The following is a 26,295-nucleotide window of genomic DNA, read 5'->3' as shown; positions in this document are numbered from 1 at the left end:
CCACAACCCCGTAGTTCCATCACTCGCCCAGCGCGATTCCTTCGCGACGCGGATCTGCCCCACCTTTGAGGGTCTCTCCGATCTCAATCGCGTGCAGGCCGGAATTCAGGCCGCGAATCTTGACCTCGAACCCCATGGCGCTGAGCGCATCGGCCTGTGCGCTGGCTGTAGTGCCGTCCTCTAGATCATAGGTCCCAAAGCGGTTCACCAGATGCGGCATCGACAGAGCCTCTTGCACATTTAGCCCCCAATCGGCCCAGCCGATAATGGCGGTTGCGACATACCCAATGATACGACTACCTCCGGGGGACCCAATCGCAAGAACAGGCGCGCCGTCTTGCATCACAATAGTGGGCGCCATGGACGAGCGCGGGCGTTTACCCGGTTCAAGCCGGTTGGCAATTGGTACGCCGTCCCTGTGACTGCGGAACGAGAAATCCGTCAGCTCATTGTTGAGCAGAAACCCATTCGTCATCAACCGGGAACCAAAGGCATTTTCGATGGTCGTCGTCATCGACAAAACGTTGCCATAGGCATCGACAATCGAAATGTGGGAGGTCGACGGCAGCTCGATCGCTTCGTCATCGGCCCAGTTGGAGGCATGATCAAAGGTTGGGTTGCCCGGTGCGACTTCGGGCAATGCATCATCACCCGCCAACAATTTGGAACGCGTTGTCAGATATGCGGGATCAACCAACCCTTTGGTGGGCATTGGCACATAGTCACTATCGGCCATGAACCGACCCCGGTCAGCGAAAGCCAGCCGCGAAGCATCCCCTATCAAACGCCAGCTTTCCGGGTTTTCTGCACCCAGCGCGGCAAGGTCATAAGGTTCCAGCAAGCCGAGGATCTGCCCAACGGTCAAGGCGCCAGATGATGGTGGGCCCATGCCACACACATCATGCGCCCGGTATGTAACACAGACAGCATCCCGTTCTTTGACCTGATACAGCGACATATCAACTGCTGACAACACTCCCGGATTACCGGGCGCGGATTGAACCGTTCGCACGATATCAGCGGCAATCGGGCCAGCATAAAACCCATCTGCACCCTGCTCGGCCAAGGTGCGCAGCGTTTGACCATAGGCCGGGTTCTTTAAGGTATCACCGGCTTGGACACCCTGCCCGTTTGGCAAGAAATACTCTGCCGTGGCCGGGAACCGGTTCAGACGGTCTGCGTCCCGTTCAACCAAACCCGCCAACCGCGGCGAGACTGTGAACCCCTCTTCGGCAAGTTGCGTTCCGGCCGTAAACAACGAAGGCCACGGCGCACGTCCCCAGCGGCGATGTGCTTGGGCCAGCAAAGCCGGGGTGCCCGGTGTACCCACAGACCGCCCGCCGACCACCGCATCAAAAAACTTAAGCGGCTGACCCTCTGAATCCTGAAACAGAGTCGGAGTTGCGTCCAAGGGTGCTGTTTCCCGACCATCCAGCGTGGTCATTTTTTTCGACGCCGCATCATACCAAACTAGGAATGCGCCCCCACCTAAACCCGAAGATTGCGGTTCGACCAGACCCAACACAACCTGCACCGCCACCATCGCATCGGCCGCGCTGCCGCCCACCCGCAAAACATCCGCTCCGGCCTGAACTGCCAATGGGTTCGCAGCCGCAACCATCCAGTTATCAGACACCACCGGTTGCCCCGCCTCGCGCGCAGCATAGGCATCTGCAATCACGGATGACACGGCCTGAACAGAGCCCTCGGTCGCGGACTCAGGGGCGACACTGTCGGCAGTTTGTTGCGCCACCAAGGGTGCGCCCACCACAAAAGCTGAGGCCAAAATCCCGAACTGCCAAATGCGTTTCATGTTATCACTCTCCTGAAATATGTTTGGGGTACTGCGCAGGATCAGCGCTGGGGCTCATATCCCGAATACCTACTGATCGTAGTTGGATTCGTCCGCTCTGCAACTCTTTCCGAGATAAGGATTGCAACCAGTGGCCCTGCCTATACGGAAAACGGGGACAGTTCCCTGTCCCCGCTCAATAATCTCTGGTCGTTTAGGTCACAGCATCGCTGGTACGACCTGATCCGGTGGCCTGTGTCCATCTTCGTAGGTCTTGATGTTGATGATGACTTTTTCGCCCATCTCAATCCGGCCTTCAAGCGTCGCCGACCCCATGTGCGGCAACAACACAACGTTTGGCAGCTCTCGCAAGCGCGGATTCACCTGCGTGCCATGCTCATATACATCCAGACCCGCCCCCGCGATATCACCGGCACGGATCATACGAGTCAGCGCGTTTTCATCAATCACTTCACCGCGCGAGGTGTTCACAATCACCGCTGAGGGTTTCATCAGCTTAAGCCGCCGCGCATTCATCAGATGAAATGTGCTTGGTGTAGAGGGGCAATTGATGGACACCACATCCATTCGCGCCACCATCTGGTCGAGGCTTTCCCAATACGTTGCCTCTAAATCCCGCTCCACCTCGGGGCGCAGGCGTTTGCGATTGTGATAATGAATTTGCATCCCAAAAGCCGCAGCACGGCGGGCAACGGCCTGCCCAATACGCCCCATGCCCAGAATACCAAGCCGACGCCCGCTCACACGACCGCCCAACAGCGCGGTTGGAGCCCAGCCTTCCCACTCGCCCTTTTGCATGAGCGCCAAACCTTCGGGAATACGACGGGTAACGGCCAGAATCAGCCCCATAGCCATATCAGCGGTATCGTCGGTCAACACACCGGGCGTGTTTGATACAAGGACCCCACGTTGACGGGCGGTTTGCACATCGATGTGATCAACCCCCGCACCATAGCTTGCGATCAGCCGCAATTGCGGTCCGGCCTGCCCCAGCACGCGCGCGTCAATCTCATCCGTCACGGTTGGCACCAGCACATCAGCGGTTTGCAGCGCCTCAACCAACTCACTGCGCGACATCGGCGTGTCATCATCGCGCAGTGTGACATCAAACAGTTCGCTTAACCGGGTTTCGACCGCTTCTGGCAACCGTCGCGTAACAACAACACTCAGACGTTCTCTTGGCACTTGAGGCCTCCCACTGCTTTGCAATTTGGTGCGCGTCGTGTCATCGTGACCCATGAACAGGCCGGGCACAAGAACCCCTCGCGCAAATTTAGCAGCCTTTTTCAAGAACCTTACACGCAGGCATTCAGGCGGGCAGGCAGTGACGTATTCCATTTTGGTAAACGGCCAGCGATTGGTCGCAATAGCGGCTTTTGTAGCCACATCCTTTTCCACCCCAGTATTGGCCGAAGACGAACGGGGGCCAGTTACGAACCTCCCCCTGCCCCGTTATGTTTCGATGAAAGCGACCGAAGGCAACGTGCGCCGAGGGCCATCGCTGACCCATCGGATCGATTGGGTTTTCAAGCGCCGCGATATGCCGCTTCAGGTCACGGCTGAACACGGCCATTGGCGCAAGGTTCAGGATCGCGACGGCGCTGGCGGCTGGGTGCATTATGCTCTGTTGTCTGGCGTGCGCACTGTCCTGGTCGAAAAAGACATGATGCCCATCTATTCTAGTGCTGATCCGCAATCCACGATTTCCGCGCACTTTGAATTGGGTGTCGTCGCGCGTCTGGGCAGTTGCGTTCAGGATTGGTGCCGGATTTCCGCTGGCGGCTACCGAGGGTGGGCACCGAAAACTGACCTCTGGGGGGTCGCCCCAAAAGAGCTGCGGGACTAAGCCCCGTCAGCTCTGACCACTGCACAATTACGACGTGGCTGCGATGAACGCATTTGTTCGATCTGCCAGTGCATCACCAACATCCTCTTGCAAGAAATGTCCGGCATTAGGCAAAACGACGTGTGCCTGCCCTGCGGCACCCGGGCACAGTTTTTGGAAAACTTTCTCGACCCCCGCCATTACCTTATCTTCGGCGCCAAATACAGTCAGGACTGGTGTATCCAAGGTTTTCAGAACCTCCCAAGCCGCCCGGTTTTCAGTTGTCGATGGCGCATCCGGCGTATCCGGTACAAGCGTGGGAAATTGGCGCGCACCAGCTTTATAATCCTCATCCGGGTACGGTGCGTCGTACGCGGCGATCTCTGCTTCGGTCAATTTATTGACGGTGCCGCCGTACACGATTTTGCCAGCAGGGAACACGGGAACATCCTGACTAAAGGCCCGCCAAGCGCGAAAAGCTTCGCTCATCGGGTGATCTCCGGTCGGAAGGGCCGTATTGGCAATCACAATGCGGGCAAACCGATCAGGCATCTCAGCCCAAAGCCGCAGCCCGATCAAGCCACCCCAGTCCTGACAAACCAAAGTGATATTGCGCAGATCCAATTGTCGCAATACCGACCCCATCCACGCAACGTGGCGCTCATAGGTGTAATCTTCACGCTCGGTCGGCTTGTCTGATTTGCCAAATCCAATAAGATCCGGCGCGATCACCCGATGGCCTGCTGCCGTAAACCGAGGGATCATATGACGATACAGATAGGACCAGCTCGGCTCTCCATGCATCACCAAAACCGGCGCAGCATCAGGCGGTCCTTCGTCCAGGTAGTGGACCCGCAACGCACCGCCTTCGGTATCGTCCACTTCCAGATAGTTGGGAGCGAATGGGTAATCCACCAACTCATCAAAACGCTCTGGTGGTGTTCTCAGTGCCTTCATGTTCGATTCTCCTCCCTCGGGTGAGGTCAGCCTAACGGGTGAAACCCAATCGCCCAGCAGGAACGTAACGGCACAGGCAAGTCTTTGAACACGCAACAAATCCCATAGTTCTCATTAGCATCCGGATGTCAGCCCCGAGAAACGCCACGGCCTATGCTTCTGAAGCCCATGGCTCCCAACTCATGCAAAGGAGCGGACATTACGTCACGAAATCAGTGTTTTAGAGCAAAATGAAAAAAAATGGCTCAAAGGGTGATTTTTTTGAAAAAGAGCCCTTGATCCCCCCCCGCACTCCAAGTAGACACCGCTTCACTGATGGGGTGTGGCCAAGTGGTAAGGCAACAGTTTTTGGTACTGAAGATCGTAGGTTCGAATCCTACCACCCCAGCCAGTACTTCCTAACATGACAGTAAAACCGAGTGGCGGGTTCTGAGTGAGTCAGAATGCCCAAGTTTATGCCCCAGCGCCTGCATAGCGGATTAGGATTTCAACAAATGGCTCCTATTGCTCCAATATTCAGCTTACCCCCTAAGAGAGGTCCTATTGTTCTCATAAGAGGAAGAGGGATAGGCCATGACTTACACTCCATCTACCCAAAAAGATTAAGGTGTTGCGTCGACCCGTTTAAATCGCCGGTAAAAGAACGGGCGTTTGCTTCGCTGGAACCAACGACGGCTAAACGCTCTTTACCACTGTTTCGTTGGCCGCTTCCTCTTCCAAGTATCTCGGCCCAGGTCAGTTTTTGCCGATCACGACGCTTGGGTCGCCCAATTTGCATGTATTCATTGACTGGCAACCACATCCGAAGCGGCCCACCAATCGATCCCAAAGACATTACAGACGCGCCATGCGGTCGTCCAACTCATCGGTACAACGAATGGAAAGTGTTTCCCACGCTTTACGGCGACTTTTGTTTCCGGGGGCAAGAAGTTCATGGCATCTGCGATTTCTCTCCATGGGCTCCAACAGGCTGAGCTACCTGAATTTGCGCAAGACCGTTGGCGAATAGCATCGGTGGTATGCTTCGTTGCACGCTGAGGAGATAAATCCTTTGCGTCTGAATAATTGCTCCGCCGCCACGGCAATGCCACGACGTTCAGCTATTTCGCCAACAGTTAGACCGCCTCTATGTCTCATTCACTTCTTCCGTTCCCCCATTGACTTGAATTTAAGTTGAGGAAGAACCAAGGCAACAGGAAGCCAGAATCAATGAGAAATACGGGGTCGAGAGATTTCGAAACAGAAACCGGCCTATCTGGTTGCCAGTTCATTCATGCTAAACGGCCATAGGACGCTCGCCCCCTATGGGGAAGCGACACACCCTTTGATGGAAAATGGGGTGGAGAGCTCATCGTTGCGGGAGAAACGGCGCAATTTCTGGATCACTTTGGGGGTGAGTGGAAGGATGATGCCCGTTTCACTCTGCCCAAGATTCCTTCAATGGAAGTGTCGCAGGGATTCTGGAATTCGGACGAGTACCAAGCCATCAAGCACCTCCGTACCGACGTGATCCCGCCCAACTTTACATTTGCGGTGGAAAGCTTTGACGCTGAAGAACGGACAGCGCAAAACCTGATCGCATCTATGTCGTCAAAGACTGAAACTTGAGCTTCATGAGGAGTGAGGGTGCACCTCCCCAGCTCAACACTTCAGAAGTAGGATCATACTGATGAAACAACTATTTCCTGGCCTTTAGAAAACCCCAGTCGAATTGCGATTTGGGACGCTCATCAGCCACGCCTATGTCCTTGAGAACAGAGCAGGGCGTGACCTGATCTATGTTGCAGTATACCCAGAAAGCCGCACTGCAATTCGGGCGTTAGGTCAGGTGGATCACCTGCATTTGAGCCACAATCACGAGATCAGCAAAGGGCTTGCTTATGCCAAAACCGCCCTTGCCGCGGATCTTGTCGGACATCGGGAAATGCAAAAGTACTTTCCCAATGACCTGTCGTTGGATCGAACCATTGAAACAGAAGGAGAGCTTTTACGCGATGCAAGGGTGACAGCGATTTACACCCCGGGTCATACAGACGACAACATCTGCTACCGATATGCCTCGCCTCATGGTCGAACGTACCTGTTTGTTGGTGACACACTCTACCCCGAACATGGCGCGTGGAAGGCTCTATTCATGACAAGCCACGGAGGTTGACAGGGACATGCTCGTCAGGGCCCTTGAGAAGCTTAAGAATGTTCAGACCGACGTAATTATCCCAAGCCTTGCGGTGAGGCAGGACTTGATTGCGGAAATGAACAGAGCTGAATGGCACATGGCTCTTGATGCAGCCATTTCCTCCTTATACGAAGGAGTGAACCCCCAATAGCCCAGAAACTAGTTCTCCTGTACGCACCGCGGCCAAAGCCCACCAATATCTAAGTCCGGTTTGCGCACGCCTCTCCCGCTCCGTCACCTTTTAGAGTATTGCAGTATGGGTTCGAAGCTGCCTTTTGGCGGTGCAGCGCCACAATTATCCAACTGGACCTGACCAACGCTACCGAGGGTTACAGCAGCCGACCCAAAGCTGGCATTGTGTGCAAGCAAGTTAGAGTAGAGAGCGGCTGCTTGATGCTTCTGCTTTCTTCTATTTCCAAATTGGTGAAAACGGTCATTGAAGGCTGGCATAACCACTCGCGGGCGCTGCTAACAGCACTGATGTCAGCTCTAGGCAAAAAACTGACTTTGCAAAGCACTTCATCTTTTTTGAAGGTCGGCGTTTGACGGAATTATCACAAACGGTGCGCCACTTTTGTACGACGTTTGGATTTGCAATTCCCCGCGACTTTCGAAGCAAACCTTATGCTTCTCGACGAATACAATTGAAAATTGGTTTTTGGAGCGCTCCGGATCAGCTGCAAAACTTTCTAAAACTTGACAGGCTTAAACATAATCCTAGGCTTACTCAATCAAATACCAACAAAAATAGATTTGGATCCAATCGATGAAAATTCTAGTTCTGGGGGGCGATGGGTTTTGCGGCTGGCCCACAGCGTTACATTTGTCCAACAAAGGTCACGAAGTCATTATTGTGGACAACCTGTCTCGGCGAAAAATCGACATTGAATTGGAAGTTGAGTCATTGACGCCAATCAGACCCTTGGGGGAGCGATTGGCGACATGGGAAGAGCTAACGGGCAATAAAATAGCCCATGAAGTATTTACTGTCGGACAGCACTACCACCGCTTACTTCTTCTGTTGGAGACAGAAAAACCAGACGCAATCGTGCATTTTGCCGAGCAACGTGCTGCGCCCTATTCGATGAAGTCTTCTTATCACAAACGCTATACGGTCAATAACAACCTGAATGCCACCAACGATATTCTGGCGGCTATCGTCGAAAGCGGCGTGGACTGTCATCTGGTGCACTTGGGAACCATGGGTGTTTACGGATACGGCACGGCCGGGATGAAAATCCCCGAAGGCTATTTGAAAGTCCACTTGGACACTGACGATGGAAAAGAAATCGATGCCGAGATCCTTTATCCGGCAAATCCGGGGTCGATCTATCACATGACGAAAACTCAGGATCAGCTGTTTTTCTTTTTCTACAACAAGAATGATGGAGTGCGGGTGACGGACCTGCATCAAGGCATCGTATGGGGCACTCAGACGCCTGAAACTAAGATGGACGAAAGGCTGATCAATCGGTTCGACTATGACGGCGATTATGGCACCGTCTTGAATAGATTCCTGATGCAAGCTGCCGTCAACTACCCGTTGTCCGTGCACGGAACGGGCGGGCAGACCCGCGCCTTCATCCACATCCGCGACACCGTAAAGTGCATCGAACTGGCCCTCATCAACCCGCCCAAGAAAGGCGAACGGGTCAATATCCTGAATCAGATGACTGAAACTCACCGTGTTCGCGACCTGGCGCAACTTGTTTCCGATAAGACCGGAGCCGAGGTTTCATTCATTGACAACCCACGTAACGAGGCTGACGAAAATGAGTTGTACGTTGCCAATGACCGCCTTTTGAACCTAGGGCTCAAGCCCACCTATCTTGCCGATGCGATTTTAGAAGAAGCACATGAGATCGCCGAGAAATATGCGGACCGTTGCGATCAGTCCAAAATCCCCTGCGTTTCGCTGTGGAACGAGCCGGAACCCTAAGCCTCGCGGATGGTTTTGCCTTCTGGGCGGACCAACGCGCCCTTTGAGTACATATGTTGACCATGGTCTTTGACCGTAATCGTCAGATTGCTTTCCAACGTGAAATAGGCGCGCAGCAGACGAAACAAAAGGTATTCCGGGACGTAGAGCAGGCCCTTTAGCGACCGGTTTAGCAGCGCGCATAGGATTGACATTAGGGCGGGCGCGCCGATGGCAACAGCTAGGATCGCCTGCCACGGGATGGCGCGCGCCTCTGCTCCGGGGCCAACGCCAATCAGAATGCCAAACAGGATCATCGGGACCATCATCGCTCTCATGGCCGAATTCAACAACATAAAGGGCAACAGCACTTTACCGCGAACGCTCATACGACCCGAGTAGATCAGGTCGCGACATCGAGCCGAGACATGGAAAACGCTTCGGAACCACCGCAGGCGCTGCTCGCGCATATGCTTGTATGACGCGGGTACTTCGCTCTTGAATTGGATCCTAGGATCGACGATCAGCTGATATCCCAATTCTCCGATCCGCAAGGACATATCGGTGTCTTCGCCATTCATGCCTTGAACAAAGCCACCCAACTTGCGCGGCAGCTCGGCTCGGTAAGCCGCAAACATCCCCGGCACACCCACGACAGAGTTCACCGCGCTTAACCCCACAGAATAAAACCCGTGTTTAACCAACAGTTCCAGTAGGCGGGGCCGATCAAAAGGGCCACCACCCGGGGGCACGGGCAACCCGCCTACCACGCCCACATCCGGGTTCCGCATCCTGAGCATAGCAAAAACCAGTGCATTCTGATCGATCTGGGTATCGGCGTCGATGCGGATCACATACTCGGTCTGGGTTGCCTGCAATGCCGCATTCAATGCATGGGCTTTGCCGGGCGTGCGTTCCAGAATCACGCGGCCCAAAGCGGATTGGCACGCGTTCAGCGCCTCAGTTGCCACTTCGCTAGTACGATCGGAAGAATTATTATCCATTACCAGAATGGACACGGGGCCACCATATTCGGTTGCCGCAATGTCGATCGCAGCAATCGTATGGGAGATGATGTATTCTTCATTATGGGCTGGAATGATGATCGTCAACGCGGGGGTAAAGGGGGTCTTGTCCACGCGCGAGGTGTCGATGCGCGCCAGCACGTATAGCAGCAGGAAAACCAACGGCAGGAACAGGAACACGCCGGGGCCAATTCCACCCAACAAGGCATATTTGCGAGCCGCTGTGATTGTATTGGGTAGGGTGTTGTCGGCGGTGATGGTCAAAACGGCTGCGACCAGAAGAACCAAAACCAGACGGAACATCATGCGTTTATTGCGAGTTGTGCCGCGCTCAATCTTGATCCGTGACGGCATGTTGCCACGTTCCAACAGTTTGAACGAATAGATCGCATACCCCAGGAACCCTGACAGGATCTCGATCACGTACAGATGTATCGACACCCCTAAAATCAAATCGAACAATAAGGCCGTTACGTCAATCAGCGCGCAAAATGCCAGAAAAGTAATAGTCAAATCCGCAGTAAAACCCAGCCGCCAAAGCAGCGGACCGTTGGACATCAGGCCAAAGGCAATCATGTAAGACAGAACAAAAAGGCGCAGAGGCATCGAGTGGCCGCCCGCAATAGGCGCCGTAACTAGGTCCCCACCCTGAAAGATACTTTGAAACCACGCCACATGTTCCAGAGCATAAAGACCCGTAAACGAGACCAAGACAAACAGAACCAACAAAACCGGCGCGCGCCACATCGGCACGTTGGTCGAGAACCCCACAGGTGCTGAGTCAATCGACACAAACTCGTTTTGAGAACGTCCACTTGAGTTCGAGTTTGGCTGATCGGGCGCAGACATCGCTTTATTGCTCTTGCGTCGCGGGAACGACAATCAACGCGCTTTGAGGGCGATGCAGGTCAATCGCAGCCATCAAGTTCGGATCGTCACCGACAAAGGCAAAGGTCACGGGGTTTGGGTCCGCAGTTAGAGTTGAATAGGCCACCCAAAACGGATCAGCTATGCCAGCAGCCTGCTCCAATGCGGAAGTCAGGTTTTCAATCGCAACTATGGACACACTCGGTCGCGTGCGATCCAGATTGTCCAGCCCGCCCTCGCGGTAATCAAAGGTATTGTGCAGAAAGATAGTGGACAATGCGAGAAACCCAAAGTTCAGGTCATGCGCTGTCATGGGCTTTTGGATCGACAAAGAAATCTCTGGCGTCATGGCATCTAGAACACCAGCATAGAGTTCATCCGTGTTTGATCCTCGGCGATCAAGCTGGGTGCCCGCTTTGATCTTGGCGGCTGCAGGGCGACCTTGTACACATCTGCCGTTTTTTTCCTCGTCGCTGATCAGACTGATCCGAAGTTCGTTGTCGATGGATTGAATGTTCTGCGGCAAAGCGATGCTGTGTTCGAATGTGGTTTGGGTGGTCGGCAAAGTCTGTGAATAGACGATATCTCCATTCAAGAGAACGATCAGCAACCACGATGCCGAAGTATCCGTCGAGATCATCTCCATCTGCAGGTCCAATGTATCGGGTAACTGCAAATCCGGCAGCGAGGTGGGCGAGTATCGATGCACCCAACTTGTTCGATTGCGGAACTCGCGGCTGGCGGCCCCACCGTCCTGCCCAACGATGGGCAGTGGCCAATTCAGGTTGTTTTCCCCTTCAAGCTCGCGCCGAGTGATTTCCTGCTGAACCACTCGCTTGTGCAGCTCAACCAAGTCTCCGATAGGGACTTCGACGTCCTTCTCACGTGCTGTGGCCTTATCGACAAAGCTTGCCTTGGCCAGAAAAGGCTGCCATTTCCACGAAATCTCCGGATTGGTTGTTGTACTGGGTTCAGTTGTCTCTGAAGGCCAGACAATACGTACCGGAAAGCCGGAGACTATCAGCGCGTCCCCCCTTGAAGAGATCGGCTCGTCCAGCGCAACTCTAACATGGGTTTCAGGTTCAATCGTAACAACAACTCCGCCCGTCCAACCGTCTGCGCACTCGGCTTTGGGGTTTTCACCATCAACTTTGATGTTCACGTCAACCAACTGCCGTGCCAAATCAAGCGAGTCGAGCGGAATTCTGATGCGCATGCTGGTCTTGCCCGGGTCCAGAACGATTTCGCCCCGACGTCGTCCGTTGACCTCAAATTGCAGGCGCCCGGCCGTTTCAATCTCCAGCTCAGTATTGGCAAAGATTTCCAGTACTGCAGCTGAAAAGGCGGTCTCGCGGGGGAGCGGCAAAGTGAACCGACGATGCCCTGAAAACCCTGCGAGAGCGGTCCATTCGTCGGATTGCAGTAACTCTAGATCCACAAACCCAGCCGTGCCCGCGACTTTTTTCGGCAGTCGGGCCTCGCCTGTTTCCAGTTGATAAACCTTCCGCCCTTCGCGGATGTCCTTAAGCCCGCCTATCTCAAACAGATCTTCGCTACGATTGACGGCAATGGCGACAAAGGCAAACAGGATCAAAGTTAGGACCGCAATTCCTATTAGTCTCAATTCCCCCCCTTTCACCCCGCCAGTATTCCACGCGGCATTTGGGTGTAAAGCTAACAAATGACGTCGTTAAAATCGCCAACGAATCCCCGTCATGACTGCATAGCTGTCAAGATAGTCCGCGGTATCATCATCATAATCGTAGTTTCGGATGGTTGCATAGATTTCGAATTTCTTTTTTTTGAATTGCTGGACCGCTGCTAGACCGATGGAATTCCCAATCTGATTGTTATGTCTAGGGTCTTCGTAGTAATAGTAGTCCAAAGACACTGCTGTCCAACCATAGGGCAGGAATTTGTACCACCGGCGACCGAATTTTGTATAAGCATAATAGCCCGCGTTTTGTTCGGTCCCATACGCCAGTGTCAGGTTGTACCGAGATGGTTTGTGCAGAATTGAACCGGATGCAATAAAACTTAGCTGTTTTTGTCGAAATTGCGTATTGTCATAGCCCCCTGCCCAGCGAATAGCTGCAGCTCCGCGATAGCGCCAGTCACCTTGCTGACCGTCATAACGAACAGCTGCATCTGCATAGTAACGGCCATCTCTGTCATCTAGGACCTCACGACCTGCGGCGATGGAAAACGACAAGTTGTTCCTGATCGGGCTGTCATATCGCACCCGCAGCCTGCGGCTGCTCCCAAAGGTACGAAAACGGTTCAGGATACTGAAATTCGTGAGCGTGCCGTCCGTCCGACGGAAATGGAACCCGCCAGCAACATCCTTGACCGCTGCACCTGCGACAACATTCGTCAACGACAAATCCTGACCGGTCACGCCATCGCTGGCCATGGCGCCTTGGCCCAAAAAGAAAACCCCACGCTCGGGATGAGAGAACGAAACCTCCAACTTCCGTAGGGGTTCCGAAGCATTGCCGAAGCTTCCCGAAAAACCATCCACTTGATTAATCGCGTTGGTTTCGCCCCAAACCAGCCCAACCTCTCCGCGGGCCTGGAATTGCCAACCGTTGCGCAAAGGAGCGTCGTACGTCATGCCAAGTCGAGAGACCGATTTTGAATTATCGACAAATGGATACACGTCGCGTTCTGCACCATCATCAAAGAGCAACATGGCACGATTTATCTGTCCATAGACGTTGACCTGCTGCTCTTGGTTGACCTCTTCAGCGTGCGCACTCTGCGAAATAGCCCAGACCATACCGCATAAAACCCAAATTAGGATCAGGTTTAAAACCGGGGTGGTCCTGTTCGCAACAAATGCTTGGGCCATGCTTGTATCCAATCGGTTTGCAAGAAACGGTGGGCAGACGCCCAGTTAACGCAATAAAGTGAACTGTATGGCCCGCTAACGCCTGCTGCCAAGACTGGTGAACGACAAATTCTGAGTGTGGTGCATATTGGGAAAGTTTGAGGCCTTAGAAAGGTTCGGAAAAATCGCTTTCAGCTCATACCGTCGACAATAATGGCAACTGGTTAGTCCCCTAAAGTTTCAGAAGTGATGCGATTTCTGGGCCGCTCACAGTTATTTGGGTAGCGCAGGGACAGATAGGTTGCTTTGGAGGATTTGTGCCGAAAGGCATAAAGCACGCTAAGCGCTGCCTCTAGCCCACACTGGTTAACAGTTGGATGGCAGTTCTATTTGCAATCTTTGAATACGCCGCATTCGCGGTTCTACACTGCGGCGAAGGGCAGGCTTTGTGAAACTGCTGTGGCGTCGGTGAACCGTACGAAAATCTCCTATGGGCCTTTCGTTTGACTTTGCAAAGGTCACCAACTGAGCAGCACCGCCTTCCGTGCCTGTCAGAGTGCGATTCTCTTGGTCGGGTGACAGCCATCAAGATATTGAAGATCTACTATCAGCCCAAAGTGGACATGAATTGCTGACTTTTCGATTGTTAAGAGGCTTTGGGCGTAGTGGTTCGGTGGTTGATGGAACCGAAGCGAAAGGATCAAACGAAAGCCCCCCCTAAACGCGGCGCTCGCATCACTGCAAATACCCGGCATAAGCAAACCAATCAGGTGAGCCAAACGCTCCTTTAGGTTAGGCTGTAGTTGGTGCTAAAAACCCTGACGACGGGCACCCAAATGAAGAAAACTGCAACAACTGAACAGGAGAGTGACAACTCTCAGCTTAGCCCGGAAACAGGTATTTCCCCAGCAACAACATCGAGATACCTCCATCTTCTACAAAACCAGTCTCTGAGTTATTTGTTGCTTATGTAATCCAAATGGGCAAACATGTATTTTCAAGTAATCTTATTGGGAGAGATGCCTTGTCAGAAAATACAACCATTGCTCTCAAAACGCGCAAGCAACGCGAATGGCTCGTGTTCCTTTTCCTTGCTGTATGCCTTGCTCCAATTTTGGCGGTTGCTCTGGTTGGAAGTTGGGGCTTCATCGTTTGGTTTTCCCAGATGATTTATGGCCCTCCGGTGCATTAGAACGAGGTCCGGAATAACATGCTGAGAGACGCCAAAATCCAGAAAGTTGGAAATGTCCGTCCTCCGCATGCGAGCGAACAGGCGATCAGATCACATTGCACGGGGTGCAAAGACTGTATCTCCGCTTGTCCCGAGGCAATTTTGGTTACGGGGCGTGGGAATACACCCTTCGTTGACTTCAATGAAGGCGGGTGCAGTTTCTGCGGTGTTTGCGCAGAGGTCTGCAAAGAGGATATTTTTGATCTCGAAGCCGCCCCTTGGCAACACGTAGCTTTGATTGGCGAGGGATGCTTTTTGAACCTTGGGGTTGCCTGCCAAAGCTGTACTGATGCCTGTGATACAGGGGCTTTGACCTTTAATTTTCGCCATGGTCCCGTGGGCAGCATTCAAGCAAATGCAACGTCATGCACCGGTTGCGGTGCCTGTCTGTCAATTTGCCCAACTAAAGCCATTGACCTGGTTCCAGAGAAGGCACTCGCGCATGTCTGAACTGGCACATATTTCTAGCCTTCTCTTACGCGCGGACCCAAACAAACTGGCGACGGTCTGTCGTCAGATTGAAAGTCTTCCCGGTGGAACAGTCGCCCTAACTGATCCCAATGGGAAAATAATCGTCACTCTGGAAACCGGGTGCGAAAAAGAAATTGTCGACCACATGAATACTCTCAGCCTCATCGATGGCGTAGTGAGTGCGGCGCTCGTTTATCACGAAACCTTTCACGAGTCCGCTGCCCACTGACTGCACTATTCGATGTCCGCACCCAGCCTTAGCTAGGAAGGATCATTGGAATGATTTCAAGACGAGACGTTATCAAAGCACAGGCCGTTGCGGCTGCTGCCGCCGCCGCCGGGCTGCCAGTTCCTGTCGCTGCACAAAACCTTGTCACCGATGCTTCACTGACGGAACTCAAGTGGTCCAAAGCGCCTTGCAGGTTTTGCGGGACGGGCTGTTCAATCATGGTCGCGACCAAGGCAGGCCGTGTTGTCGCCTCGCACGGGGATGCAAAGGCTGAGGTGAACCGGGGTCTCAATTGCGTCAAAGGCTACTTCCTATCGAAAATCATGTATGGCAGCGACCGACTGACCCAGCCTTTGATGCGCAAAACCGATGGCGTTTACGACAAGAACGGTAACTTTGAACCCGTAAGCTGGGACGAGGCCTTTGATACGATGGCCGCGAAATGGAAAGAGACGCTGGCCAAGAAAGGACCGCAGGGCATCGGCATGTTTGGATCGGGCCAGTGGACCGTTTTTGAAGGCTATGCCGGGGTTAAGCTGATGAAGGCGGGGTTCAGGTCGAACAATATTGACCCGAATGCACGCCACTGCATGGCCAGCGCAGTCGTTGGATTTATGCGCACCTTTGGCATTGATGAACCCATGGGTTGTTACGATGATTTCGAGGCTGCAGATGCGTTTGTCTTGTGGGGCTCGAACATGGCCGAGATGCACCCGATCCTGTGGACGCGGATCGCGGACCGGCGGTTCAGCCATCCCCACGTGCAGGTCGCAGTGCTGTCCACGTTCAAACACCGCAGCTTTGATCTTGCCGATATCCCGGCGATCTTTACGCCGCAGACCGATATGGTGATCCTGAACTATATCGCCAATCACATCATCCAGGCTGGCGCCGTCAATAAAGAGTTTATTGCCAAACATGTCAATTTCCGGCTGGGTGCCACTGACATTGGCTATGGGCTGCGCGATGAAAATCCGCTGCAGATGGAGGCTGCCAACCCGAACTCTGGCGCCTCCGAGCCGATGACATTCGAGGATTTCGCCGAATTTGTTGCACCTTATACGCTGGAAAAAGCCGAAGAGATGTCCGGTGTTCCGGCGGCCACGCTGGAAAAAATTGCCGCGCTCTATGCAGATCCCGATACGAAGGTGATGTCCCTTTGGACAATGGGGGTGAACCAGCACACCCGCGGTGTCTGGGTCAACAATATGATATACAATATCCACCTGCTGACGGGCAAAATTTCGACACCCGGCAATTCCCCTTTCTCGCTCACGGGGCAACCTTCGGCCTGTGGAACAGCCCGAGAAGTGGGAACATTCTCGCATCGTCTGCCTGCGGATTTGGTAGTGACCAACCCCGAACACCGCGCCCACGCTGAGGAGATCTGGAAAGTGCCCCCGGGAACGGTGCCCGATTGGGTTGGGGCCCATGCGGTAGAGCAAAATCGCCAGCTCAAGGATGGTAAGATCAATTGCTATTGGGTTCAGGTGAACAACAACATGCAGGCCGCACCCAACATCATGGAGGAAGGGTTGCCGGGGTATCGAAATCCCGAAAACTTTATTGTGGTCTCAGATGCCTACCCGACAGTGACGGCGGAAGCTGCCGATCTGATCCTGCCCGCCGCGATGTGGGTTGAGAAAGAAGGCGCCTATGGCAATGCTGAGCGCCGCACCCAATTCTGGCACCAACTGGTGAACGCTCCGGGGGAGTCTAAGTCAGACCTCTGGCAGCTGATGGAGTTTTCCAAGCGGTTCACTACGGATGAGGTTTGGCCTTCTGAATTGTTGGACAGTTCGCCTGAATTTAAGGGCAAAACCCTGTTCGAAGTGCTGTTTGAAAACGGAAAGGTGGATGCATTCCCGTTGGAACAAACCGCTGAAGATTATGCGAACCACGAATCCGAGGCCTATGGATTTTATGTGCAAAAGGGATTGTTCGAAGAATATGCAGAATTTGGTCGCGGCCATGGCCATGATCTTGCGCCCTTTGACCGTTATCACGAAGAACGCGGACTTCGTTGGCCTGTTGTCGACGGCAAAGAGACCCTGTGGCGGTTTAAGGAAGGCTCAGACCCTTATGTCAGTGCCGGAGCAGATTTCGAATTTTACGGCCATAAAGACGGCAAGGCGCGGATTTTTGCGCTGCCTTACGAGGCCCCACCAGAGGTGCCGGACGAAGAATACCCTTTCTGGCTGTCCACCGGCCGTGTGTTGGAGCATTGGCATTCGGGGTCAATGACGCAGCGCGTTCCTGAACTTCACAAAGCGATCCCTGATGCCTTGGTCTATATGCATCCTGATGATGCCACAGCGCTGGGAGTGCGGCGTGGCTCTGAAGTCAAACTCAGTTCACGACGAGGCTTTATCCTGTCTCGGATTGAAACACGAGGGCGCAACAAACCGCCGCAAGGATTGGTTTTTGTGCCTTGGTTTGATGCCAGACAGTTGATCAACAAGGTCACATTGGACGCGACTGACCCACTCTCTAAACAGACCGATTTCAAGAAGTGCGCGGTCAAGATAGAGCCGGTAGGAGCTTGATCATGAAAAGATTTCTCTTTCTCTCGCTTCCTGCACTCATAGTGGTCACGGGTGTTGTAGCTCAGGAACAAGTGGCGACTTTCCGGCAAGGTACGCCGTTGCATGAAAATGCAACGCCACCTGCAATAGCAAAGGTCAATAATTCGGATTTGCGACAAACGCGGAACTATCCTGAACAACCGCCACTTATCCCGCATAAAATCGATGGCTACCAGATCGACGTTCATGTGAACCAATGCCTGCAATGCCACAGCCGCGCCGCGACCGAAGTGAGCCAGGCACCAATGGTTTCGATCACCCATTTCATGAACCGCGAAAACCAGTTTCTCACCTCGATCACGCCGCGGCGCTATTTTTGCAATCAGTGCCACGTCACGCAAGGTCAAGTGCGCGAGCTGGTCGGCAACCAATTTATTGACGTGGACACTGTGTTGGATATCGCTCGTCAGCCCCAAGACGGAGGAGACTGATGTTTGGTCGTTTAATAGCTCTGCTCAAAACCACCTGGACCATAATTTCCACACCCAGCGCCTTTATCAGCCTCGGCGTGCTAACGATGGGCGGCTTCCTGATGGGGGTGATCTTCTGGGGTGGTTTCAACACCGCGATGGAGGTCACCAACACCGAAAAGTTTTGCACCAGCTGTCACGAGATGCGCGCCAATGTGTACGAAGAACTGAAAGTAACCATCCATTATTCCAACCGATCAGGTGTCCGGGCGATATGTTCGGATTGCCATGTACCTCATGGTTGGACATCAAAAATTGCCCGAAAAATGCAGGCCTCTAAAGAAGTTTGGGGGAAAATTTTCGGCACGATCAATACACGTGAGAAATTCCTAGCCAAGCGGCTGGAACTGGCCCAGCATGAATGGGCACGGCTCGAGGCCAATGACTCACTGGAATGCCGAAACTGCCATTCAGCCGAGTCGATGGACATTACTCGCCAAAGCACCCGTGCCGCCGATATGCACCAGCGGTTCCTGTTTACTGGCGAAAAAACCTGCATCAGTTGCCATAAGGGCATCGCTCATGAATTACCTGATATGGGAAAAGTTGAGCACGCCGCAACGGGCAGCAAAAACCTAGATACCCGAGATATCGTAGTGTTTCTTTCCAAAACGGAAGAAATGACAAAAGGGTCCAAGGAATAGGGTGCAAAAAGCTGTGCCAAAAGGTCCTGCGCCGCACTCCGTCGCAGTCGTCACACGAGCTTAACTCAATTCCAGGTTAGGCGACGCTCCGGCGGAGCACGACCCAGAGCCGACCTTTTGGGCAAAACATGACTAAGAGCGGCTCAGCCCCCAGGAGTTGGTTTGAAGCCATTCCTAAAAGTGGATGTCAGAAGAACTTTCCGGCAGGTGTACGTAGGAGATCACCTCGCATATCTGGACAACCCTTGATGTCGATGCCAGACTTTTTCCATGAGAGCTATTTTCAAAAACGGATTACTCGCCGCCTCCGTCCTTGTATGCAGCATGAACGTGTCGTTGGCTCAGCTGAGTGATTGCTCGGTCGACGCCATGTTGGTTTTCGATGGTTCAACTTCAATGGGCGAAATCAACTTTGAGACTGGCCCCAACACCCGCATTGTCGAGGCACGGCAGGCAATCCGACATGCAATGCCCGGGATTGAGCAGTACCGCCGCGTTGGGCTTCTGATCTATGGACCAGGAAGTGGTGATGCTTGCAGAAACCTAGACTTACGTTTCGGCCCGATTGCCAACGCTGCAGCGCCGGTTATTGAAGCGGTCGACACCCTTATACCCGATGGCCTGACTCCTTTGACAGACGCTGTTCGTCAGGCGGCGGAAACATTGGACTATCGAAACAGAGCTGGCGTCGTGGTGGTTGTCACCGATGGTAACGAGACTTGTGGTGGCCGACCCTGCGAAATGGCGGTAGCATTGCAGTCGACCGCTCGCGATCTGACAGTCCACGTAATAGGATTCCGTGCTGAGGTTGATTTTTTTGCCTGGAACAACCCCGAACAGAATCCACGGAACTCTACTACTGTCGCACGATGCCTGTCTGATGAAACCGGCGGTCTGTTCGTTAAGACTGAAACGGTGGACGGACTAGTCGCAGCGTTACAACGGACGTTGGGTTGCCCTGTGATTGGGTGAACTCTGTCTAATAGGGTCTTCGCTCCTTGAAGGATGGCAGCCACCAAGACATTGAAGGTTAGATCCGGCCCAAAGCAGACATGGCCGCCCTGCATCTCGGGCGGGAACCGGACCTTCGCTGCAAATGCGCGGGCTCTGGGGCGATCTGGCGAAAGCGGCCGTTCAATGAGAGGTCAAAACCACGAATGCTGCAAACGATCTAATGGCGTCAGTGAGCCCGTAGTAGCCATTAAAAATTGGTTCGCGAAATCATCACCTTATAAGATCACAGTTTTTTCTATTTCGGCGGATCCGGCTTCGAGCCACGATTCGGAAACCGATACAATGCGTTAGGTTCTGAATCTAATTTCTTGCTGAAATGGGAATTTTCTGTGCTGATGATGGCGGAACTGCGCACCTTGATACCAATTCGGGCTGAGGTTTTCCGCAGCTGGGGGGCATATGGCAACCGAAATCAGAGTTTGGCTTGAGGGCAAGAACCTCGGCCAGTACGTCGATGCTTTCGAGGAAAACTATGTCGAGCTTGCCGATCTGCCCGAGTTGTCGGAGGACGATCTGAAGGAGCTTGGCATGGCCGCAATGGGCCATCGCAAGAGACTAATTAGGGCTGTGGCGGCGGATCGAGCTGACCCTAGCAACGCCGGTGATAGGGTTTCGGAAGCGGTTCAGACTCAGGAAGCCCAGACACCTGAGCCAGTTGCACCAGACCCGGCACAAAGCCAGCCGACTAGCCAATCCTCCTCGGCGGAACGGCGTCAGTTGACCGTTATGTTCGCCGACTTGGTCGGCTCGACCGACCTTGCGAGCCGTCTGGATCCAGAAGACGTACGTGATGCCATTACACTCTATCAAAAGGCAATCACCGACGTCACCAATACGTTCGGTGGTCATGTTGCCAAATACATGGGCGACGGTGTGCTGTGCTATTTCGGCTGGCCCCGTGCCAATGAGGACGACGCCGAACGCGCTGCACGTGCAGGACTGGAGATGATAAACGCTCTTGCGCCTATGACAGCGCCAAATGGTGAACCTCTGGTCGCTCGGATCGGCATCGCAACCGGGTTGGTGGTAGTCGGTGACCTTGTCGGTGAAGGCGGCGCGCAAGAGGAGGCCGTGGTCGGCGAAACGCCAAACCTCGCAGCCCGCCTTCAAGGGATCGCCGAGCCGGGTCAAGTTGTGGTCTCGGGCGCTACCCAAAGATTATTGAGCAATTCTCTCGATGTCGCGCATATGGGGGGCCATGATCTGAAGGGTATGTCCGGCCCAGTTGATGCTTACGCGGTGCTCGGCGAACATAGTGCGGGGACAGGGTCTTTGCTCGAAGGCATCGGAACGACGAACCGCATGATCGGACGCGACAACGAAATCTCTTTACTGATGGATCGATGGACCCGTGCTGTTGACGGCGAGGGACAGGTCTTTTTACTGTCCGGCGAGCCGGGTATCGGAAAAAGCCAGATTGGCGCTGGTCTACAGCAACAACTCGCCGAGCAGGGTGCGGAAACCCTGACATTGCAGTGTTCGCCCTATTATTCCAGTTCACCTTTTTATCCCGTGATCGGGTGCTTCGAGAGAATGGCTGGGTTCGACCGCGACGACAATGCCGAAGAGAAATTAGATAAACTGGAGGCACTGTTGCTCCGGGTACTTGGAGACGACGCACGCGCCTTTCCACTACTGGCGGCGATGATGACTTTGCCATTGGATCGCTTTCCGCCACTGGGCCTGGAACCTCTCAGGCAGAAGGCGCTGACGATCGCTGCTATCGTTGATTTCTTTGCGGCAACGTCCAACCGTTCCGCGTCGCTTGTTCGCTTCGAGGACGCCCATTGGTGTGACGCGACAACGTTGGAAATGCTGACCGCGCTGGTTCAAAAGGCGGAAAGGGTACCGGTCCTATTGCTGATCACCTACCGCCCCGAGTTCCAGCCACCATGGCTGAGCTATGGCAATGTCACTGTCTTCACCCTGAACCGCCTTGGGAGGCGCGACAGCCTTTCGATCATCACCGAGGTTACCGGCGGTCGATCGCTGCCGGACGAAATTGTCGCTCAAATTCTGACCAAGACGGACGGAATCCCGTTATTTGTAGAAGAGCTGACAAAGACAATTCTGGAAGCCGGGTTTCTGACCGAGACCGAGAATGCATTTGTCTTGGAAGGTCCCCTTCCACCCTTGGCAATCCCGTCGACCTTGCAGGATTCTCTAATGGCAAGGCTCGACCGGTTGAGCCCGGTGAAGGAAGTGGCGCAGATCGGGGCGTGTATTGGACGCGAGTTTCCTTATGATTTGCTGGCCTCTGTATCCCCGTTGCGCAGTAGTGAGTTGCGTGAGTCGCTGGTTCAATTGGTTGACAGCGAGTTGATATTCTCGCGTGGAACGCCGCCCGAGGCGACATATACGTTCAAGCACGCCCTTGTGCAGGACGCCGCATACAGCAGTATCCTTCACAGCCGTCGCCAACAGTTGCACGCTAGTATCGCCCAAGTTCTGGAAAGAGACTTTGCCGCTCTGCTGGAGACTGAACCTGAACTTGCAGCGCAACACTTTACCAAGGCCGGCTTAATGGCCAATGCCGTACCCTTCTGGTTGGCTGCAGGGCGCGTGGCGATTGGTAAATTCGCAAACGAAGAGGCTTTGAACCACCTTAACACCGGTCTGGAATGCCTGCTGACCCAGCCACAGGATAGCGCCCGCGACGAGCAAGAGCTGGTGTTACGGGCAACTTTGGGTGTCGCACAGTTCACAGCCCGAGGGTACGGCGCGCCAGAGTTGGGCGAGAACTACGAAAACGCACTGTCGATCGCGCGTCGAATTCGTGGGACACCGTTTCGCAGCCCGGCGATGTTTGGCGTTTGGGCTTATCATCTCATGCGAGTTGATCACACCCGGGCCGCTGGCGTCTATTCGGAATCGCTTCAACTGGCGCAGAACTCCGGCGTCGCGCACGAAATGAACGCGGCACTGGCCGCAGCGACGACCTCTTGCGTGTTCATGGGGCAGCCACAGAAAAGTCTCGACTTTGCCGACGCAAGCTGGACCGCTTACGACGTCGAAAACCACGGCGAACTTGTCGCGCTGTATGGTCAGGACACCGGGCTTTGGTGCGCGGACTTCGGTTCTTGGGCCGCTTGGTTGCTCGGCTATGCTGACGTCGCAGACCGCCGCTACGCGAAAGCCAATCAAACCGCCAAGGATCTGGGCCATCCACTTAGCCTTGCCAGTGGATTGGTGCACGCGTCCCTGCTTTATTCGATGGCTGGCGACGTTACAAGAACGCTGGACTACGCCGAACAGACCATCGAAGTGTGTGAAGAGGTTGGTATTCCAGCCAGACTGGTCGAGGCTTACATCATGAAAGGCTGGGCGCTTTCGGAGATGGGTCAAATTGAAGAAGGTATTGCGTTGACATCGAAGGGAATGGCCGGATGGCGTGGTGCGGGTGCCGAGATTGCGCGACCATGGTGGCTGGTCCTACAGGCGCAACAGTATCGTCGAAAGGGCGACAAAAGCGCCGCAATCGCGTCACTCGATGAGGGCCTCGAAACCGTGAAACGGACCGGCGAAAATGTCTGGGCGTCCGAACTGAACCGGCTGCGCGGCCAGATTCTTCTGGACATCGATCCCATTGATACTGCCATGGCTGAGACACATTTTCAAACGGCGATGGAAATCGCCCGGCGACAGCCTGCCAAATATTGGGAGCTTCGCGCTGCTAATTCCCTAGGACAACTATGGGCGGACCGTGGAGAAAACCAGCGAGCATTGGAGACCATCCGCCCGATTTATGACTGGTTCTCGGAAGGTGCCGACTCGGTTGACGTTAGAAACGCCCGAGAGCTAATAGCGCAGCTTGGTGATTGAATAATAAGTGAGGACATTCAAATCCAAAATGGAGGGATCAAGTTTTTGATTCCGGCAAAGCCAACGGTGCTGCCGAAAGGCCTTTTTTTGTGAGGGGGTATCGAAGCATTGTTTGCGGATACGCGAACATTTCCGCGAATGGTCGTTTTCAGCGCCTTGATTCTCAATGCCTACCTCAACAATCTGGAGGTAAGAAAATGGCGTTTCAACGACCTTTCAATGGTCGCTCCGCCGAGATAAGCCATGCAGTAAAAACTGCAGCTTCGCATTTGAGTGTAGAAATCGGCTCTCCGCAAAGGCATCCTCCGCATTTGCTATTGGCGGCTGTGTCCGCTCAGTCGACCTTCGTTGGGTCCTGCCGCGAAGGCTGCTCGCAGCCCAAAGCAGACATTCGTTGGGCAAGCAGCGGAGGGCAGCACCGCCATAGAGATTTCTCGCTGAGCGCGCTCGCAGCACAAAAAATCGCCGCATCGGCTTGGGTCTTGACGCTGCACGGCGGCAGGAAGTCCGGTCATTGGAGTACAGCGCGACGAGGATTAAGCATGCAATCAACAGGTCGCGGACGAACCAGACATTCAACAAGCACTGTCAAATGTCTGGCAGTTTTCAAAGTGCTGTTATCCGCGCCCCGATGTATCCCACCAATGCGATTGCATGAACGGTGGAATCGCTTTCGTTTGGCCACTCAGTCCCTTGGTTGCCCCCGGAGTCAACTCCAGTGCCATCCATGCTTCGGACGCCGTCAACAAGTCAGGGTATGGTGTTTGCTTGTCAGTCTGGGCAAATCCGTACCGAGGGTAGAACGTTGGCACGCCCAACACAAACACAGCGTCTGCTCCGATGGACTTGAGGTAGCGTATGCTCGTCTCCATAATCTCCTTACCAACACCGCGGCCTTGATATTCCGGTGACACGCCGCAAGGCGCGAGCAGGTAGCATTTTGTGGCAGGATGATCCTTGAAAATAAAGGGTGTAAACATAACGTTGCCCGCAACCTCCCCTGCGCGTTCGGCGCTAATTGAGATCGTATCCGGGTGATCGAGGAAGCCTTTGGCGAGCTGTGCGATTTCCGCGCCTTCAACCTCGCCAAATGCCAAACGATGAACTTCCATAATGGCGTCAATATCTGTTTGTTTCATGGGTTTTCCTATCTTTGGTTCATTTGCGCGCGCACGGATTTGATCCCTGACGCAGTTGCCCGGTAGGGTCGGCCACTCTTTGATTGAATGAAGCGCCGTTTCAGAAGGCGTTTAAAGACTTTGAGTGTGCAGTCTTCCAACACATGCCCGTTGCGGGTGTAGCATGTGATGGTGTGGATTTTACCGCTTTCCAAACGTTCGTGATGGATGAACCCGCCGAGCGCGAGTTCATGCAAAACACGCTGTTCGTGCTTTGAGATATTCATTGGGATGTCTCGAATTTATGAAAGTACACAAACAGGACACTCAACGTCGCGCGTGAGTGTGCCCATCAATGTTGGTGTTCCTGAATTTGCTTCGCTAGGAACGGGCGTTAGGCCCAGGACTCTTTCATAAAATCTCCATTGAGTGAGGCGCGTCGCCTCAGACGTCGACAATAAATAGGCCTTCATCCAAATCGGGTCAAGTTGGGTGGCAGAATATTTCAAGGGTGTCTCAATGTGGACATTCTCTGCGGCGCACCGCTGCCGGAGTTTGGGCTCCCTCGCCGTTTTCACCGTGATCTGCACCAAGGGCCAGTCTCGGACGGATCGACTTTCGTCGCGCGACGCCTAGACACGACAGACGAGGACTTGGAAGGTTTAGGCATCCAGCCGCCCGAAGTAGCCGTGGCCATCGTATCTGCCCTGACAACCAAAGCAGACGGAAAGTTTCATACCTCTCTCAAGACAGCCATCTTGCCTGGGGATGACCGATACGGAATGTTTACCTTGGCGGTGGGAGATGATGGGTTCATCGTGACCAAACAGGTTACTGTGTGTCCAAACAATCCGGCCGAGGGGGCTCCTGCGACTACCGGCGCAATCATGGTAATGGACGGGCAAACCGGGCTTCTCAGAGCGGTCTTGGGTGCGAACTGGATTTCGGCTGTCAAAACAGCGGCGTTATCAATGGTGGCTGCGCGTCGACTTGCAGACCCTGGTGCCGAGACGATTGCATTTGTAGGCGCGGGCGTGCAAGCCCACTCCCATTCAGTTGCATTTTCAGAGCTATTTCCCCTGAAAAGAATTCGCGTGTTCGGGCGTGGCAAGGCGAATGTCGACAAGCTCTTTGGTTATTCTCGCAATATGGGTCTCGTAGCTTAAACAGCCGCTAATACGAAGGACGCTTTTTGCGATGCCGATCTGGTCGTGACATCAATAACGTTGGATTACTCGGTTGGACCCTTCTTAGATGCCCGATGGCTTAAACCGACTGCCTTCGCCGCGATTACAGATGC

At 53.9% G+C, this 26,295-nt stretch carries 20 protein-coding genes, 1 tRNA gene and 1 pseudogene; 14 read left to right on the top strand and 8 right to left on the bottom strand.

Features of this window, described 5'->3' with window-relative positions:
• Window positions 1–19 precede the first annotated feature (19 nt).
• Together ggt and ABWV33_RS18405 are read right to left on the bottom strand one after the other, a co-directional pair.
• Window positions 20–1,813, bottom strand: coding sequence for a gamma-glutamyltransferase (gene ggt / locus ABWV33_RS18410; protein WP_353332875.1), 1,794 nt, complete (start codon window positions 1,811–1,813; stop codon window positions 20–22).
• Between the two features lie 198 nt (window positions 1,814–2,011).
• Window positions 2,012–2,998 (bottom strand): 2-hydroxyacid dehydrogenase, encoded by a 987-nt coding sequence (locus ABWV33_RS18405; protein WP_121999362.1) that lies wholly within the window; start codon window positions 2,996–2,998, stop codon window positions 2,012–2,014.
• A 139-nt stretch (window positions 2,999–3,137) separates the two neighbouring features.
• Here ABWV33_RS18405 and ABWV33_RS18400 point away from each other — a divergent pair, with 139 nt between their 5' ends.
• Window positions 3,138–3,659 (top strand): SH3 domain-containing protein, encoded by a 522-nt coding sequence (locus tag ABWV33_RS18400; protein ID WP_404932670.1) that lies wholly within the window; start codon window positions 3,138–3,140, stop codon window positions 3,657–3,659.
• A gap of 27 nt (window positions 3,660–3,686) precedes the next feature.
• Here ABWV33_RS18400 and ABWV33_RS18395 read toward each other — a convergent pair whose 3' ends face one another.
• Complete coding sequence (locus ABWV33_RS18395; protein WP_113822511.1) at window positions 3,687–4,595, bottom strand: haloalkane dehalogenase; 909 nt, start codon at window positions 4,593–4,595, stop codon at window positions 3,687–3,689.
• Between the two features lie 316 nt (window positions 4,596–4,911).
• On the opposite strand from ABWV33_RS18395, the gene ABWV33_RS18390 reads away from it, so the two are divergent.
• The 4 genes and pseudogenes from ABWV33_RS18390 to ABWV33_RS18375 all read left to right on the top strand — a co-directional run bounded on the left by ABWV33_RS18390 (window position 4,912) and on the right by ABWV33_RS18375 (window position 8,710).
• Window positions 4,912–4,986, top strand: a tRNA-Gln gene (locus ABWV33_RS18390).
• Window positions 4,987–5,939: 953 nt separating this feature from the next.
• Window positions 5,940–6,203, top strand: a pseudogene (locus ABWV33_RS18385) (DUF1330 domain-containing protein); the annotation flags it as partial.
• A 103-nt stretch (window positions 6,204–6,306) separates the two neighbouring features.
• Complete coding sequence (locus ABWV33_RS18380) at window positions 6,307–6,750, top strand: MBL fold metallo-hydrolase (RefSeq protein WP_353332872.1); 444 nt, start codon at window positions 6,307–6,309, stop codon at window positions 6,748–6,750.
• 787 nt (window positions 6,751–7,537) lie between these two features.
• The gene (locus tag ABWV33_RS18375; protein WP_353332870.1) at window positions 7,538–8,710 is read left to right on the top strand and encodes an NAD-dependent epimerase/dehydratase family protein; all 1,173 of its coding nucleotides are present in this window, start codon (window positions 7,538–7,540) and stop codon (window positions 8,708–8,710) included.
• Here the strand turns inward: ABWV33_RS18375 and ABWV33_RS18370 are convergent.
• The 3 genes from ABWV33_RS18370 to ABWV33_RS18360 form a co-directional block, all read right to left on the bottom strand.
• Window positions 8,707–10,563 (bottom strand): glycosyltransferase family 2 protein, encoded by a 1,857-nt coding sequence (locus ABWV33_RS18370; RefSeq protein ID WP_353332868.1) that lies wholly within the window; start codon window positions 10,561–10,563, stop codon window positions 8,707–8,709. The genes ABWV33_RS18375 and ABWV33_RS18370 overlap by 4 nt on opposite strands.
• 4 nt (window positions 10,564–10,567) lie before the next feature.
• Entirely contained in the window at window positions 10,568–12,205 is a 1,638-nt protein-coding gene (locus ABWV33_RS18365) for a hypothetical protein (RefSeq protein WP_353332866.1), read from the bottom strand.
• A 66-nt stretch (window positions 12,206–12,271) separates the two neighbouring features.
• Window positions 12,272–13,432 carry a hypothetical protein gene (locus tag ABWV33_RS18360; protein WP_353332864.1) on the bottom strand — a complete coding sequence of 387 codons (1,161 nt, stop codon included), beginning with the start codon at window positions 13,430–13,432 and terminating at the stop codon, window positions 12,272–12,274.
• A gap of 958 nt (window positions 13,433–14,390) precedes the next feature.
• On the opposite strand from ABWV33_RS18360, the gene ABWV33_RS18355 reads away from it, so the two are divergent.
• The 8 genes from ABWV33_RS18355 (at window position 14,391) to ABWV33_RS18320 (ending at window position 23,877) form a co-directional block, all read left to right on the top strand.
• Complete coding sequence (locus ABWV33_RS18355) at window positions 14,391–14,603, top strand: periplasmic nitrate reductase, NapE protein (protein WP_113822505.1); 213 nt, start codon at window positions 14,391–14,393, stop codon at window positions 14,601–14,603.
• Between the two features lie 18 nt (window positions 14,604–14,621).
• The gene (locus ABWV33_RS18350) at window positions 14,622–15,092 is read left to right on the top strand and encodes a ferredoxin-type protein NapF (protein ID WP_353332862.1); all 471 of its coding nucleotides are present in this window, start codon (window positions 14,622–14,624) and stop codon (window positions 15,090–15,092) included.
• Complete coding sequence (locus ABWV33_RS18345; RefSeq protein ID WP_164619152.1) at window positions 15,085–15,342, top strand: chaperone NapD; 258 nt, start codon at window positions 15,085–15,087, stop codon at window positions 15,340–15,342. The genes ABWV33_RS18350 and ABWV33_RS18345 overlap by 8 nt, the downstream gene beginning before the upstream one ends.
• Window positions 15,343–15,392: 50 nt before the next feature.
• Window positions 15,393–17,888, top strand: coding sequence for a periplasmic nitrate reductase subunit alpha (gene napA, locus ABWV33_RS18340; protein WP_353332860.1), 2,496 nt, complete (start codon window positions 15,393–15,395; stop codon window positions 17,886–17,888).
• Between the two features lie 2 nt (window positions 17,889–17,890).
• Entirely contained in the window at window positions 17,891–18,358 is a 468-nt protein-coding gene (locus tag ABWV33_RS18335) for a nitrate reductase cytochrome c-type subunit (protein WP_353332858.1), read from the top strand.
• Window positions 18,358–19,041: a NapC/NirT family cytochrome c gene (locus tag ABWV33_RS18330; RefSeq protein ID WP_113822500.1), complete on the top strand. Its 684-nt coding sequence runs from the start codon at window positions 18,358–18,360 to the stop codon at window positions 19,039–19,041. The genes ABWV33_RS18335 and ABWV33_RS18330 overlap by 1 nt, the downstream gene beginning before the upstream one ends.
• Window positions 19,042–19,311: 270 nt before the next feature.
• Window positions 19,312–20,013 carry a vWA domain-containing protein gene (locus ABWV33_RS18325; RefSeq protein WP_353332856.1) on the top strand — a complete coding sequence of 234 codons (702 nt, stop codon included), beginning with the start codon at window positions 19,312–19,314 and terminating at the stop codon, window positions 20,011–20,013.
• A gap of 441 nt (window positions 20,014–20,454) precedes the next feature.
• Window positions 20,455–23,877 carry an adenylate/guanylate cyclase domain-containing protein gene (locus ABWV33_RS18320; protein ID WP_353332854.1) on the top strand — a complete coding sequence of 1,141 codons (3,423 nt, stop codon included), beginning with the start codon at window positions 20,455–20,457 and terminating at the stop codon, window positions 23,875–23,877.
• A 617-nt stretch (window positions 23,878–24,494) separates the two neighbouring features.
• Here ABWV33_RS18320 and ABWV33_RS18315 read toward each other — a convergent pair.
• Together ABWV33_RS18315 and ABWV33_RS18310 are read right to left on the bottom strand one after the other, a co-directional pair.
• The gene (locus ABWV33_RS18315) at window positions 24,495–25,016 is read right to left on the bottom strand and encodes a GNAT family N-acetyltransferase (protein WP_353332852.1); all 522 of its coding nucleotides are present in this window, start codon (window positions 25,014–25,016) and stop codon (window positions 24,495–24,497) included.
• 8 nt (window positions 25,017–25,024) lie between these two features.
• Window positions 25,025–25,282: a YjhX family toxin gene (locus tag ABWV33_RS18310; RefSeq protein ID WP_353332850.1), complete on the bottom strand. Its 258-nt coding sequence runs from the start codon at window positions 25,280–25,282 to the stop codon at window positions 25,025–25,027.
• A gap of 234 nt (window positions 25,283–25,516) precedes the next feature.
• On the opposite strand from ABWV33_RS18310, the gene ABWV33_RS18305 reads away from it, so the two are divergent.
• On the top strand, window positions 25,517–26,161 hold the full coding sequence (locus tag ABWV33_RS18305) for a hypothetical protein (RefSeq protein ID WP_353332848.1): 645 nt from the start codon (window positions 25,517–25,519) through the stop codon (window positions 26,159–26,161).
• Window positions 26,162–26,295: the final 134 nt, after the last annotated feature.

Origin of the sequence: Phaeobacter sp. NW0010-22 (assembly GCF_040365955.1) — a bacterium.
Classification (GTDB): Bacteria; Pseudomonadota; Alphaproteobacteria; order Rhodobacterales; family Rhodobacteraceae; genus OMPR01.
Note: the sequence above shows the minus strand (reverse complement) of the source record. Positions and strands in the feature narration are given on the sequence as shown.